Annotated in this window: 15 protein-coding genes and 1 tRNA gene; 11 read left to right on the forward strand and 5 right to left on the reverse strand. The window is 52.9% G+C overall.

What is annotated here, in order from left to right:
* Nucleotides 1-18 precede the first annotated feature (18 nt).
* The 8 genes from MNO13_RS06500 to catA are packed head-to-tail and all read left to right on the forward strand — an operon-like array spanning nt 19 to nt 7,454.
* Nucleotides 19-1,329 (forward strand): aromatic ring-hydroxylating oxygenase subunit alpha, encoded by a 1,311-nt coding sequence (locus MNO13_RS06500; RefSeq protein WP_064544661.1) that lies wholly within the window; start codon nt 19-21, stop codon nt 1,327-1,329.
* Between the two features lie 3 nt (nt 1,330-1,332).
* On the forward strand, nt 1,333-1,812 hold the full coding sequence (locus MNO13_RS06505) for an aromatic-ring-hydroxylating dioxygenase subunit beta (protein ID WP_338423832.1): 480 nt from the start codon (nt 1,333-1,335) through the stop codon (nt 1,810-1,812).
* Nucleotides 1,813-1,822: 10 nt separating this feature from the next.
* Nucleotides 1,823-2,563 (forward strand): SDR family NAD(P)-dependent oxidoreductase, encoded by a 741-nt coding sequence (locus MNO13_RS06510; protein WP_232886257.1) that lies wholly within the window; start codon nt 1,823-1,825, stop codon nt 2,561-2,563.
* Between the two features lie 9 nt (nt 2,564-2,572).
* Complete coding sequence (locus MNO13_RS06515; protein ID WP_232886256.1) at nt 2,573-3,505, forward strand: PDR/VanB family oxidoreductase; 933 nt, start codon at nt 2,573-2,575, stop codon at nt 3,503-3,505.
* Between the two features lie 10 nt (nt 3,506-3,515).
* Nucleotides 3,516-4,010, forward strand: coding sequence for a flavin reductase (locus MNO13_RS06520; protein WP_064544667.1), 495 nt, complete (start codon nt 3,516-3,518; stop codon nt 4,008-4,010).
* A 44-nt stretch (nt 4,011-4,054) separates the two neighbouring features.
* Nucleotides 4,055-5,395, forward strand: a complete 1,341-nt coding sequence (locus tag MNO13_RS06525; protein WP_064544670.1) for an MFS transporter — start codon at nt 4,055-4,057, stop codon at nt 5,393-5,395.
* Nucleotides 5,379-6,494 (forward strand): muconate/chloromuconate family cycloisomerase, encoded by a 1,116-nt coding sequence (locus MNO13_RS06530; RefSeq protein WP_241939668.1) that lies wholly within the window; start codon nt 5,379-5,381, stop codon nt 6,492-6,494. The genes MNO13_RS06525 and MNO13_RS06530 overlap by 17 nt, the downstream gene beginning before the upstream one ends.
* A 33-nt stretch (nt 6,495-6,527) precedes the next feature.
* The gene (gene catA / locus MNO13_RS06535) at nt 6,528-7,454 is read left to right on the forward strand and encodes a catechol 1,2-dioxygenase (protein WP_232886254.1); all 927 of its coding nucleotides are present in this window, start codon (nt 6,528-6,530) and stop codon (nt 7,452-7,454) included.
* Nucleotides 7,455-7,565: 111 nt separating this feature from the next.
* Here the strand turns inward: catA and MNO13_RS06540 are convergent, their stop codons facing one another.
* Together MNO13_RS06540 and MNO13_RS06545 are read right to left on the reverse strand one after the other, a co-directional pair.
* Entirely contained in the window at nt 7,566-7,997 is a 432-nt protein-coding gene (locus MNO13_RS06540; protein WP_237932701.1) for a hypothetical protein, read from the reverse strand.
* A 462-nt stretch (nt 7,998-8,459) separates the two neighbouring features.
* Nucleotides 8,460-8,999, reverse strand: a complete 540-nt coding sequence (locus MNO13_RS06545) for a DUF2058 domain-containing protein (RefSeq protein WP_064544677.1) — start codon at nt 8,997-8,999, stop codon at nt 8,460-8,462.
* Nucleotides 9,000-9,247: 248 nt separating this feature from the next.
* Here MNO13_RS06545 and MNO13_RS24435 point away from each other — a divergent pair, with 248 nt between their 5' ends.
* Complete coding sequence (locus MNO13_RS24435; RefSeq protein ID WP_064544679.1) at nt 9,248-9,478, forward strand: hypothetical protein; 231 nt, start codon at nt 9,248-9,250, stop codon at nt 9,476-9,478.
* A gap of 23 nt (nt 9,479-9,501) precedes the next feature.
* Here the strand turns inward: MNO13_RS24435 and MNO13_RS06550 are convergent, their stop codons facing one another.
* Nucleotides 9,502-10,428: a LysR family transcriptional regulator gene (locus MNO13_RS06550; RefSeq protein WP_064544681.1), complete on the reverse strand. Its 927-nt coding sequence runs from the start codon at nt 10,426-10,428 to the stop codon at nt 9,502-9,504.
* A 168-nt stretch (nt 10,429-10,596) separates the two neighbouring features.
* Here MNO13_RS06550 and MNO13_RS06555 point away from each other — a divergent pair, with 168 nt between their 5' ends.
* Both MNO13_RS06555 and MNO13_RS06560 read left to right on the forward strand, forming a co-directional pair.
* Nucleotides 10,597-11,970, forward strand: a complete 1,374-nt coding sequence (locus MNO13_RS06555) for an MFS transporter (RefSeq protein WP_064544683.1) — start codon at nt 10,597-10,599, stop codon at nt 11,968-11,970.
* Nucleotides 11,967-12,422 carry a type II 3-dehydroquinate dehydratase gene (locus MNO13_RS06560; RefSeq protein ID WP_064544685.1) on the forward strand — a complete coding sequence of 152 codons (456 nt, stop codon included), beginning with the start codon at nt 11,967-11,969 and terminating at the stop codon, nt 12,420-12,422. Before MNO13_RS06555 ends, MNO13_RS06560 begins: the two co-directional genes overlap by 4 nt.
* A 149-nt stretch (nt 12,423-12,571) precedes the next feature.
* Here MNO13_RS06560 and MNO13_RS24305 read toward each other — a convergent pair whose 3' ends face one another.
* A complete protein-coding gene (locus MNO13_RS24305) occupies nt 12,572-13,150 on the reverse strand; it encodes a GNAT family N-acetyltransferase (RefSeq protein WP_277881147.1) in 579 nt (192 codons plus the stop codon).
* 517 nt (nt 13,151-13,667) lie between these two features.
* A tRNA-Arg gene (locus tag MNO13_RS06575) sits at nt 13,668-13,742 on the reverse strand.
* Nucleotides 13,743-13,771: the final 29 nt, after the last annotated feature.

Raw genomic sequence — 13,771 nt, forward strand, 5'->3', positions numbered from 1 at the left:
ACGTGCAGGAGATTGGACATGAATTGCGACAACATCATCAACATAAAAAATATTGATACCACAGCGCCAGCGGTGCCTGATTGCGCGGAAATTGCCGCCTTAGTGCAACACGATCGCGTGCACACCTCGCTGTATAACTCAGAGCAATTATTCCAGCTCGAGCTGGACAGAATTTTCAGCAAAACCTGGGTTTGGGTGGCACATGCCAGCGAAATCCCGGAAACCGGCAGCTTTAAAACCACCGAAATCGGCACCCAGCCGGTGATTGTGGTGCGTGACCGTAAAGGCACCGTTCATACCTTACTGAACCGTTGCCGCCACCGCGCCGCCACCGTTTGCGAACACCGCAGCGGCAAAACCAACAGCTTCGTCTGCCCGTACCACGGCTGGGGTTATGCGCTGGACGGCACTCTGCGCGGTGTTCCGCACCCGGAAAGTTATGCCGACCAGCTGGAAAAGGGCGAGTTAGGGCTGGTGTCACTGCGTACCGAACAATACGCCGGAATGATTTTTGCCACCTTCAATGAACAGATTGAACCGTTGGAAGATTTCCTCGGTGCTGCCAAAAAATGGATGGATCTGTTTATGAAACAGGGCGCGGGCTTCCCGATTAAAACCGGGCCTGCACACCGTTTCCGCTTCCCGGGTAACTGGAAAATCCAGCTCGAAAACACCACGGACGGCTATCACTTCCCGGTGGTGCATCGCTCGTTCCTTAGCTCTGTCGATAAGCAGACCGAAGAGATGCTCAACTTCGTCGATGGCAGCGGTTATGTCGAAGATTTGGGTAATGGCCACAGCGTGATGGTGATGATCCCGGAACTGGTGGATTTGGACGCTAATCTCGACGCGCCGATCCCGGAACGCTTTAGCGAACTGGCTGATGCGCTGCGTCTGGAGCACGACGAACAGCAAGTGCGCCGTATTGTCCGCGCCGTCGGCGGTTCCGGCTTTAACCTCAATATCTTCCCGAACATTGCCTGCTCGATGGCGTTCTTCCGCGTGTTACAGCCGGTTTCGGTCAAGGAAACTGAAATTCACCATGCGGTGATCATGATGGACGGCGGGCCAGAAATCGCCAACCAGGCCAGATTGCGCCTGCATGAACACTTCCAGGGGCCGATGGGCTTTGGCACACCGGACGACTCCGAAGCGTGGGAACGCGTGCAGCGCGGCGCAACCTCCGGCAACGATCTGTGGATCATGCTCAACCGCGGGCTGGCGGGGGAATACCGTACAGACGATGGTTTGCGCAGCGATGTCAGTGCTGAAACCGGCATGCGAGCGGCTTACCAGATGTGGAAAAAACTGATGACGGAGGCGGAATAAATGATGAAGCCAGATTCTGATCTGTTTGCGGCGATGTCGCTGATTAACCTCGAAGGCGATCTGCTTGATCAAGGCGAATTCAACGCCTGGCTGGAGTTATGGCAGCGCGACGGCTTGTATGTGGTGCCGATTGACCCACAGGAAACTGATTTTAAAAACACCCTGAACTACGCCTGCGACGACCATGAAATGCGCGCCCGCCGCGTGAAACGCCTGTATAGCGGCGAGTCGATCTCCACTACGCCGCGCGCCAGGACGTTGCGCACCTTGTCGCGTTTTCGCCTGCTGGAATCGCAGGATGACGTGATTGTGGTGCGTGGGGCGCTGTCGCTGTGGGAACACCGCAAAGGCCACAGCCGCCACTACGCCGCAGACATTACCTGGCAGTTACAACGTCAGGGTGATCAACTGCTTATCAAACAAAAAGTGATCCGCTTGATCAACAGCGACGATGTGCTGCACAGCATCGGTTACATCCTTTAAGGGGCTATTTATGACACAAACCGTATTAGTCACAGGTGCTGCTGCCGGACTGGGAAATGTCATCGCCAAATACCTGCTGGAGCAGGGATTCCAGGTGGTGTTGTCGGACGTGAACCGCGAACGTGCGCAGCAGGCGGCAGACAACCTGGATAACGGCCAGGGCAAGGTGCTGGCGGTCGGGCTGGATATTCGCCAGCCGCAGGATTTTGAACTCGCGCTGGCGGCAACCGTTGAGCGTTTTGGCAGCCTGGATGTGCTGGTTAACAACGCCGCGCTGACGTTGGCAACCCCGGTAATGGACATCACTGTCGATGAATTTGACCTGGTGATCTCCACTAATCTGCGCGGCACGTTTGTTGGTTGCCAGACGATGGGGCGCTACTTCGCTAAGCGTGGCTACGGGCGGATTATCAACCTCGCTTCGCTGGCAGGGCAGAACGGTGGCACCGCTTCCGGCGCGCATTACGCCGCGTCAAAAGGCGGCATTTTGACGCTGACCAAAATCTTTGCCCGCGAGCTGAGCAAATCCGGCGTCACGGTTAATGCCATCGCCCCAGGGCCGATGGATTTGCCTTCGGTTCATGCGCTGGTGCCGGAAGAAAAAATGGCCGGACTGTTGCAGATGATCCCGGTCGGCAAGCTGGGCGAGGCCGAGTTTGTTGCTCAGGCCGTGGCATTACTGGCTTCACCACAGGCATCGTTTGTTACCGGGGCAACCTGGGACATCAACGGTGGCCTGTTTATGCGCTAAGGAGTGGACATGCTGACTTTGCAAATTATTAAGCGCGAATTGCAGGGCGATGTTGTGCTACTCACGCTCGCCCACGCCGACGGCCTTGAGCTTCCGGAATACGGTGCAGGTGCGCATATCGACCTGCATCTGAGTGAAGATCTGGTACGCCCGTACTCGCTGTGTGGCGACCCAAAAAACCGCCAGCATTACCAACTGGGCATTCTGAAAGACAGTCAATCTCAGGGCGGATCGCTGGCGGTGCATACCCTGCGTGAAGGCGATGAAGTGCAGGTCAGCGTGCCACGAAATCTGTTTGCTCTTGAAGCCTGTGCGGCACATAGCCTGCTGATTGGCGGCGGGATTGGCATCACGCCGATGCTGGCGATGGCCGCAGAACTGCACGCCGCCGGGCGTGCTTTTACTCTGCATTACGCTTGCCGTTCACGCTCTGGTGCGGCGTTTGTCGCGCAACTGGAAAGCGCGCCGTATGCCGAAAAAGTTCAGCTGCATTTTAGCGACGAGCAGCGCCTGAATCTTTCAGCGGTGCTCAGCGATGTACCACCGAATACCCATGTGTATGTCTGCGGCCCGACGCGATTAATGGATGCGGTCAATGAGACGGCCAAAACCCTGAATTACCAGGCGCAACAGATTCATCAGGAATGTTTTAGTGCCGATGTCCAGATTCAGGGCAAGGCATTTGAAGTGGTGGCGGCGGCCAGCGGGATCACCGTGCAGGTGGCTGAAAACCAAAGCATCGTCGAAGCACTGGCACTGGCGGGTTTGAAAGTCTGCGTTTCCTGTAAACAAGGGATTTGCGGCAGCTGCCTGACCGATGTGCTGGAAGGCGAACCGGACCACCGCGACAGCTATCTGACGGATGAAGAGAAAGCCGATGGCGATCAAATCCTGTTGTGCTGTTCCCGCGCCAAAGGCGCGCGTTTAATCATCGATTTGTAAGGAATATCCCATGACTCTGCAAACAGATTTTCGTAATGCGATGGCGCAACTGGGGAGCGCGGTTTCTGTCATCACCACCGATGGCCCGGCGGGAAAATTCGGCTTCACAGCGTCTGCGGTATGCAGCGTGACCGACCAGCCGCCAACCTTGCTGGTGTGTATGAACCGCAACTCCTTCGCTAACGACCATTTCAAACAAAACGGCGCGTTATGCGTCAACGTGTTGTCCGGCGAGCATCAGGATTTGTCCGGTGTTTTTGCTAATGCCAACCTGCGTTCTGAGCAACGTTTTCTGCACGATAACTGGCAGGTAATGGCCAGCGGCGCGCCGGTTCTCAGCTCATCAGTCGCCAGCTTCGACTGCGTTATTGATACCTGCCATGAAGTCGGCAGCCACACGGTGTTTTATTGCCAGGTGCAGGCGATTCGTGTCAGCGAACAGCCACGTGGCCTGGTCTACTTTAACCGCCGTTACCACACCATCGGCGACGATGTTGAAGTGTAGCCGCCAACGGTTTAGCGCATCTTTTATCCACGAGGAAACGCTCCATGAGTGACATCGCGAAAGAAAATGCACCGCACGATGCCCGGCAAATGCGCAAGCTTGTTATCGCATCGGTGCTCGGTAATGCGCTGGAATGGTACGACTTTTTCCTCTATGGGACGGCCGCCGCACTGGTGTTTGGCCCGTTGTTCTTCCCGGTGGGCGGCGATCCGCTACAGGGAACGTTATTAGCGTTTTCAGGCTTTGCGGTCGGTTTCCTGGCTCGCCCGCTGGGTGGGATTGTGTTTGGGCATTTGGGTGACCGATACAGCCGCAAAATGACGCTGGTGATGACGCTGTCGTTAATGGGCGCGACCACCTTTGTGATTGGTCTGCTGCCGGTTTACGCACAGATTGGCATTTGGGCGCCGATTTCACTGATCAGCCTGCGCTTCTTACAAGGCGTGGCATCCGGTGGCGAGTGGGGCGGTGGTGTGCTGATGTTGAGCGAAAATGCGCCGACATCACGCCGTGGATTCTTTACCGCCTGGAGCCAGATGGGGGTTTCCGGGGGCTTTGTGTTATCGGCATTTGCCTTCTGGCTGGTGCAGAAACTCCCGGAAGCGGCCTTCATGAGTTGGGGCTGGCGGGTGCCGTTCCTGCTGAGTCTGCTGATTTTTCTGGTCGGGGTTTATATCCGTAAAAACATCCGTGAAAGCCAGGTCTTTCAACAGGCTAAGCCACAAGACCAACACGAAAAACTGCCATTGCTGGTGCTGATTAAAGAGCACCCGAAAGCGCTGTTGCAGGCCATCGCGCTGCGGTTGCCAGAGAATGGCGCGTCCTACATCTTTTTCACCTTCTCGGTGGTGTATGCCAAACACATTGGTATCAGCACCGGCGTCATCATTAGCGCGGTGACGCTTGCGATGGTGGTGGAGCTGTTCTCGATTCTGTTCTGGGGCGCATTGTCTGACCGTATCGGCCTCAAACCGGTGTATTACGTCGGCGTGATTGGCTTGCTGGTGATGGCTTTCCCGTTCTTCTGGCTGCTGTCGACCGGCGATTATGGCTGGATCATGGTCGCGATGATCCTTGGTTTACCGGTGTGCCACGGGGCGATGATCGGTACTCAGCCGTGCATCATGAGCGATCTCTTCCCGGTGCGGGTACGTTACTCAGGCCTGGCGCTGGGGCATGAAGTGGGATCGATATTTTCCGGTGGTTTAGGGCCGATGCTGGCGGTGGCGTTGCTGATTGAATTTGATGCTTACTGGCCGGTTTCATTATTACTGATGGGCTATGCCCTGCTGGCGCTGATTGCGCTGTGGAGCCTGCCTTCACAGAAAAAATCACCGGCGTTGCCGCGTTTAACCGAAGGAGCTGTTAATGAGTCTCACAATTGAGTCAGTTGCTTGCTGGCTGGTGGATATCCCGACCATTCGTCCACACAAGCTTTCCATGGCAACCATGGGCTGCCAGACGCTGACTATCATTCGCATGACCTGTGCGCAGGGCGTTATCGGCTGGGGAGAGGCGACCACCATCGGCGGTTTGAGCTACGGCTCGGAAAGCCCGGAGGCGATTAAATCAGCCATTGAGTGCTACCTGGCACCGTTATTGTGCGGCAAAACCTTTAACGGCGTGGCCGCGCTGGCGGACGTGATGAACGCCAGCGTGAAGGGAAACACCTTTGCAAAATCGGCACTGGAAACCGCGTTTCTTGATGCGCAGGGAAAAGTGCTGGGATTGCCGGTCAGTGACTTGCTGGGCGGTGCATTAACTGAGCGCCTGCCGGTGCTGTGGACGCTGGCGAGTGGCGATACCGAAAAAGATATCGAAGAGGGAAAACGCCTGCTGGCCGAAGGGCGACACAATACCTTCAAACTGAAGATTGGTGCGCGCGCTCTGGAAGTGGATATGCGCCACGCGCTGGCAATTAAATCTGCTCTTGGCGGTGATGTCAGTATCCGTGTTGACGTTAACCAGGCGTGGGATCTGACCACCGCCATAAAAGGCATGACGCAGTTGCAGGACGGCGGTATCGACCTGGTGGAACAGCCGACGCCGCAGTGGGACCGACAAGCTTTGATCACGCTAAGCCAGCGTTTTGCGGTACCGATCCTCGCTGATGAATCCGTGGCAACCAGCCACGATGGCTACGCCCTGGCGAGCAACGGGTTCAGCGGTGCTTTTGCCCTGAAAATTGCCAAAGCAGGCGGGCCAGTGCAGGCGCTGAAACTGGCGCATGTGGCACAGGCGGCGGGCATTGGGCTGTATGGCGGCACCATGCTGGAAGGAACGATGGGCAGCGTCGCCTCATTGCACGCCTGGTCGACAATCAACATGCAGTGGGGAACCGAAATGTTCGGCCCGTTACTGCTTAAGGACGACATTGTGGTACGCCCGCTGGATTTCAGCGACGGGCAGGTCACATTACCGCAGGGGCCAGGGCTGGGCATTGAAATTGACGCAGATAAACTGAATTTTTACGCCAGAAAATAAGACAGACTCTTACCCTACAGTGAGGAATATAAAATGACAGTGAATCCAGTAAAAACATCTGAATTAGAAAAGTTACTTGCTATCAGCTGCGGGTTAGTTTCACAGCAAGGCAACGAGCGCTTAAAAGTCATTCTGCATCAAGTGCTGGGTGATATTTGCCAGACCATCAAAAAATACGATATTACCGATGAAGAATTCTGGCTGGCGGTTAATTACCTGAATGAATTAGGCGAGCGTAAAGAAGCGGCATTATTAGCGGCGGGTTTAGGGCTGGAACATTATCTGGATATCCGTGCTGATGAAAAAGAAGCGGCAGCCGGAATTGAGGTGGGAACCCCTCGCACCATCGAAGGCCCGCTGTATGTGGCAAATGCGCCATTAAGCCAGAATTACGCGCGCATGGATGACGGCACAGAGCAGGCTGAAATCATGTGGTTACAAGGCAAAGTGACGGACTCCAACGGCAAGCCAGTTGCTGGGGCGGTTGTTGATATCTGGCATGCCAACACGTTGGGGGGATATTCATTCTTTGACCAGTCGCAAAGCCAGTATAACTTGCGTCGCCGCATCCAGACCGGTGCCGATGGCAGCTATGCCGTGCGCAGTATTGTACCGTGCGGCTATGGTTGCCCGCCAGATGGCCCAACGCAAAAACTGCTGACTGCAGTGGGTCGCCATGGCAACCGCCCGGCGCATATCCACTTCTTTGTCTCAGCGCCTGGTTATAAACATTTAACCACCCAGATTAACCTGAATGGCGATGCTTATTTATGGGATGACTTTGCTTTTGCCACCCGTGAAGAATTAATTGCCGACCCGCTTAAAATTACCGACACGCACATTGCAGAACAGCGCAAAATTAACCAGCCGCACACCGAAGTGAATTTCGACTTCACGCTGGTGGCGGCAAGCGATAATAGCGATGAAGCCAAAATTAAAAGAATGCGCGTGATGGAATAACGCTTTTAGCGTTAATAACAGAGTATAAATGGTGGATGGCGCTATCGCTTATCCACCCTACAAAACCTATTTCGTAGGTCGGGTAAGCGTAGCGCCACCCGACAAAATCATCTAACCGTGCAAAAATCGCGGTGCCTGCAAATCCTCGACCAGTTCATTGATTAACTCAAATAACATGCCAGTTAATGCGCGGTTCACATCCGCCGAATGGGCGCGGCTTAATAATGTTTGGGTGAGCGCGTGGCAATACTGGCGCTGTATTTCTGAATCGCGATTCACCTGTATTTTGACTTCTTTTTCGACGGTGAGGCATTCCACCAGATAAGCAGGCAGCGGCTGCTCAAAGGTGGTTTTCATCACTTCCAGACAGTGCGCAATTCGCCCGCAAAGCGCTTGTTGTTCGGTTACTGTTTTGCATTCGATCAGCTCATCGGCAAGCAATTCGCAGACATTGAGGATCTGGAATAAATCCATGCTGGCGGTAATGGGGGAAAGCAGGGCGTTGCTGGAGTGCAGTTGAGAAAAATTTTGAGCTGACATCATGATGATTGTCTCCGATGAGTTATAAATATTACCACCATCGGAGTTCCTACACTCGTGGTGGTGGCGCTAATGAGGGTAGGAAACCGACCTCAAAGGATATCGGTCAACCCGAAGGTTGCCCCACCAGCGCCACCGTTGATAAGAATAAAGGTGTGCAGGTGCTGCGACAATCAAAAACTTTCTAAGTCTTTGATATCTTCTTTGAGAAAACCAGGTTCCTACGCCCGACACCAGATTTTGCTGGTGCGCAGAAAGAATACGACCTAAGGTTTGCAGGTGACAAGTCAGATTGTTGGGTTTTCAGCGTTGCATTTGTGCGATGCGAGACTGCTCGCAAAAGGGGAATTTAGTGTTAATGAAATTCAGGGCTACGAACAGTGATACGATTTATTGAGATGAGGGCAACGGAGTCAGCCCGTTGCCCTAAGAGATTCTGACCAGCTAAACACCTGGAAATCTTGACTACCACATCAAATCATCAGGAACGATGAAATCTGCGTATGGATCTTCTTCGTCCTGCGCTTCCTGGCTGAGCGCGCTATTCAATACAATATAGCTCGCATCACGCTGGGCAATTTTATCGGCGACACTCGCGGGGATAATCGCGTATTCACCGTCAGGGTTACTGTCTGTAACCAGACGAGCGATGGCGAGGCGGCCATTAGTTAATTGAGTTTGCGTTACCTTATCCACATAGACTTTTTTAATTAAATTATTATCTGTGAAGTTGTAACCAATATCACCTTTTGAAATAACAATTCTGTTCATTTCAATGAGTTGCTTTATCTGCGCTTTTAATTCTTTAGATAAAGTAGCTTGCTTTTGTTGCTCGCTTAACTGTTTATCACGTTCGATCTGTGCCTTTTTATTTTCTTCCACAGCCTCTCTTGCCTCACGAGCCTGAACCCGCGATTTTTTAGCCGTTCTTTGTACTTTCGCTACTTTTTTACTGCTGACTAAGCCAGCTTTAAGCATCTGTTCTTGTAATGTGAGTTTTGTCATGTTCGTGTCTAAAACCAATAAAAAATGTTGAGGGGATTATACCTTTAATTTTCGAGGCTGTGCGAGGTTGTAGGAGCCAGAGTGCATCAGTTTGGTTTAACGCCTTGTAAGGCTGTGGTTTGGCGGTACCTGATGTGTTGCACGAGTAAAAATCACCCGAATGCATGATTTTATGTGATGCAGATCACGTTCATGGTGAGGTGTTCCTTGTGAACACATCGTGACACAACCAGATAAGGTGGTCAGAAATGAAATATTATTTTGCTGCTTTGTTGTTATCTGCCATTGCCGCACCTTGTTATTCGCAAACTGTGGAGACCGAGAGTAATCAACCTGTCCCTAAAAGGACCAGCACCAGCGAGTATCAGCTCCAACACGCCCAGTCTTTCGGACCGGGAGTATTGGAGCTTGATACGGAGTGTTACAGCTTACCGAAGCCGGAGCATCAGCCCGGTGTAAATTGTGTCCCTGATTATTAAAACTCGGTCTTCCCCCAGTCATCTCATGGCTGGGGTTTAGTTCCTGTCTTTTTCATCTCAGCAGCCTCATCCCAACCGTGGGCTTCATTGATAAAGTGCAGCACTGCGCTTGAACGCTCATCAATCCTTGAAATCAACAACAGCTCACTCACCATTTCCGGTTGATCCAGCGGCACAATCCTTATCCCAGGCATGGTTAAGTGGGTGATGGTTTCTGGCACGATGCTCAGCCCAATGCCTGCAGCGACCAGGCCGGGAATACTCATCAGCGACGGGACATACATAATGTTCTCAGGGTGCAAATGGTTTTGTCGGCACGCCTGAAGAGTATGTGAGGTCAAGCCGATACCGGCAGCGTCTTGCAAAAACACGAATTTCTCGTGGCGCAGCGTCGACAGGTCACCGGTAAAACTATCTGCCAGCTCGTGGTTATCCGGGATCAGCAACACCAGTCTCGACTTGCTGAATTGATGAATGCGCAGACGGTCCGGCAGGTGATCTTTAAACACCCTGGCAAAGGCCAGATCCAGTTTATGGTCGATCAACATTTCGAACTGCGCGCTAATTCCCGCATCCACCAGCGAGACTTTGACGTCGGGGAAGGTGCTGAAGTAGTGCCGCAGTAATTGCGGCAGGTTGGCCTCGAATAACGCCGAGTGATAGCCGATGTTTATCTCACCCACCTCGCCACGCCGGGCACGCCGTGCTGCGGCAATCGCCAGCTTACCGGACTCGATGGATTGCCGCGCATGGGGCAAAAATGCCTCGCCCGCCGCGGTCAACACCACGCCACGGTTTTCCCGCCGAAACAGTGCCAGCCCAAGCTCAGACTCAAGAGTACGCATTAACTGGCTCAGTGCGGGTTGCGCAATGCCCAGTTGTTCGGCCGCCCGGCTGAAATGCTGCAAATCTGCGGCGACAACGAAGGCTTTCAAATGACGTAGTTCCATAATCCTCAGTGATAAGTTGAGCTTATCTATTTATCGTAATTTTGATAATTATTCTGCAGAGGGGATGCGCTAATGTCTACTGACTTCGACGTTTCCTGCGTGCACCTGTGCCGGAGCGGAGTGGTATGGATATCCTGCAACCATAATAATTAAAGGACCACTACCTCAATGAATACAACAACTCACGCGAGTCATGACCTACGCATGCCCCGCAAAGCGGTCACCGCCGCGACCATAGGTACTGCCCTGGAATGGTTTGATTTCACGCTGTATGGCGCGGTGTCAGCAACCATTCTGCCTAAATTGTTTTTCCCGGCGATGGAGCCGACCGCCGGTTTGCTCGCCTCGCTTGCAACCTTCGGTGTGGGTCTGGCCGCTCGCCCTGTGGGCGCGATCACCTGCGGTTATCTCGGTGACAAATTGGGTCGTCGCAACCTGATGTTGGCAACCGTGACACTGATGGGTCTGGCATCAGTACTGATGGGCCTGTTGCCGACCTATGCCCAGGTCGGTATTTGGGCACCCATATTGCTGGTTATCCTGCGAATTATTCAAGGTTTCGCGCTGGGCGGTGAGTCCACCGGGGCACAACTGATGGCGCTGGAGCACGCTTCTCCAGACCGACGCGGGCGTTATTCCGGCTTACTCGGCCTGTGTTCACCACTCAGTCAGATACTGGCCAACGGCGTGTTGATGGGGCTTGCCGCGACACTATCAACCGCGCAATTCGAAAGCTTCGGCTGGCGCATTCCCTTCGTCATGAGTTTCGTGCTGGTGGTGGTCGCCATCTTTATCCGGCTGAAAGTCGACGAAACCCCTGCGTTTGTCGCCCTGAAAAAGACGCCGGTCAAGCAGGAAAAAAGTCCGCTCAAGACCGCGGTAGGCAGCCACTACAAAACCATCCTGCGCCTGATGTTCTTCTTCTGCTCGCCAGCGGCGCTGTTCTATCTGATTGTGATTTTCTCCCTCAGCTACCTGACCAAGCACCTCGGCTTTAGCCAGTCGACAGGCTTTATGTCACTGATGGTGGCAAACATGTGCGCGATTTTTGGTGCGCTGGCGGGAGGGTATTTGTCCGATCGTTGGGGGCGCAAAAAAGCACTGGCCTTTGGTTCGTGCATGACCCTGCTGATCCTGTTCGTCTACTTCCCGATCCTCAATACATTAAACGTCGCGGCGATCATGGCTGTTATGGGGTTGTTCCTTGGCTTCACCCAGTTTCAGAGCGGCATCCAGCCCGTGGCCTTCGCCGAAGCGTTTCCAACCCAGGTGCGTTATTCGGGTTCCGCACTGGCCTACACCGGCGCAAACCTGGTGATCGGTGGCCCGATGCCGATGATCGCCGTGTGGTTGATGAGCCAGTCGAACAACTCGCCATGGCCTCTGGTGACGCTGTGCGCTGCTATCAACCTGATCTCGCTTGCCATGATCCTCATTGGCCCAGAAACCCGCGGCATCGACCTGAATACCGTCGCAGCACCTGACACGGAAGCAAATGCTGCTTCAGCTCTCTTTTCAAATAACACAATAGGACGACCATGAACCGCACCGTCTTCATCCTTAACGGCCCAAACCTGAACCTGTTGGGTCGTCGTGAGCCGCACATTTACGGACACACTACGCTCGAGCAGATACGCCAACGCAGCGAACGGCTCGCCGGAGAACTTGACCTGGTATGCGATTTTCGCCAGACCAACCACGAGGGCGTGATGGTCGACTGGATTCAGGAAGCCTTCGAGCAGGGCGCTGCGGTAATCATCAACCCGGCCGGCTTTTCGTTTCATTCGATTCCGGTGCTCGATGCCCTGAAGATGCTCGACACACCGCTGATTGAACTGCATCTGTCGAACATCCATGCCCGTGATGAACTGCATCGACACTCAATTATGTCGGGCGTGGTCAATGCCGTGATTTGTGGCATGGGGGCCGACGGTTATCCTTTGGCGATCCGCGCCATAGATGATTTGCTGCGCAGGCAGGTGGTTAACAACTGATCCTTTTTCGACGGATGCATGCAGGGCGGTCCAGAGGCAGATAAGTGCCGGGGCCGCCTTTTCATGTTTTCAGTTGCAAGCTTAGGAAGCAAAACGTCAGCGATTGGGGAATAGAGTCTGGAGGAGACGGGATGTATTGGGACTTCTCGTTATTGGTCTTCAAACAGCTTTTCGATGGACTTCGTTGGATAGAAAAGCGAATTTTCGTTACTTCCTGTAAGGGTAATGAAACCTAGTTTTAAGTAGAATTGTTTTGCCCGCGCATTTATAGCTTCAACAAACATTCCATGTACACCAACCGCCAGGGAAGCCAGATAAACGACGTTCATCGCATGCGTGACGAGTGTGCTTCCCCATTCTTGTCCCTGAAGGGATTTGTGAACGGCCAGACGACCCAATGTGACACCTGGAACATTGGCATAAGGCACTTTCCGCTTCAGTGAATTCGATGGAAGCGTTTCCTTCATGTTTTGTAGACGCTTAACAGCTCGATTCAGCCTCTCATTCGGAGCAGGCGGATTGCTGATGGCATCCATCACAAGGTTCCATGATTCTTTGTTGAGGAGCAGACGACGATGCTGCTCAATAATTTCCGCTGCTCGTTCTGAGGCACTGGCAACCATAAACTGGGTAATCGTCTGGTTGGACATGGCTGCCGCTTCTTCGATCATGCTCTTGTCGTCATCGGTTAATCTGAGATCGATGCGCTGTTTCTTCAATGCTGACATTACGTGCTCCTTGCCTGTTCACGCTATGCGGCAGTCATTCTCTTCGCTTCAGTTATTCAAAGAGATTTAAACTCATCTGAATTGTACGGCTTAATTCCGTACGTCAACTATAGAAATCGTCGACAAATCATTCAACTCGTCATTTTTAAATTATGAGTTCCGGACCCCGTGAATGTGTTCTGGAGACGCCAATACCACAGCTAACTCAGAGGTGAATAACGTGTTTAATTAGCTTATCTTACGCTCGCTGGTTTTCAGGTGACAAGTAGAATAATGGGAGTTACAGCGTTGCATTTTTGATGTGCGAAGGGGCTCGCAAACAACAAATTAAGACTGGATTAGTAGGGTGGATAAGCGGCAGCGTCATCCACCATTTGCTGCATATTGTCGGAAGACACTTCGCTTTTCCGACCTACAAAAAGCGGATGTGAGAAGACGTTGAGATACGGAAATGTGGTTATGTAGGCTGATTTATTGGGGTTTTATAGATTTGAATAAACGGAAGGTTGTATTGAAATGGTGTCCCCTGCAGGAATCGAACCTGCAACTAGCCCTTAGGAGGGGCTCGTTATATCCATTTAACTAAGAGGACTCATACCCTTCATACTTTAAATTGTGGAG

This window comes from Buttiauxella ferragutiae, from assembly GCF_022637515.1.
Taxonomy (GTDB): Bacteria; Pseudomonadota; Gammaproteobacteria; order Enterobacterales; family Enterobacteriaceae; genus Buttiauxella; species Buttiauxella ferragutiae.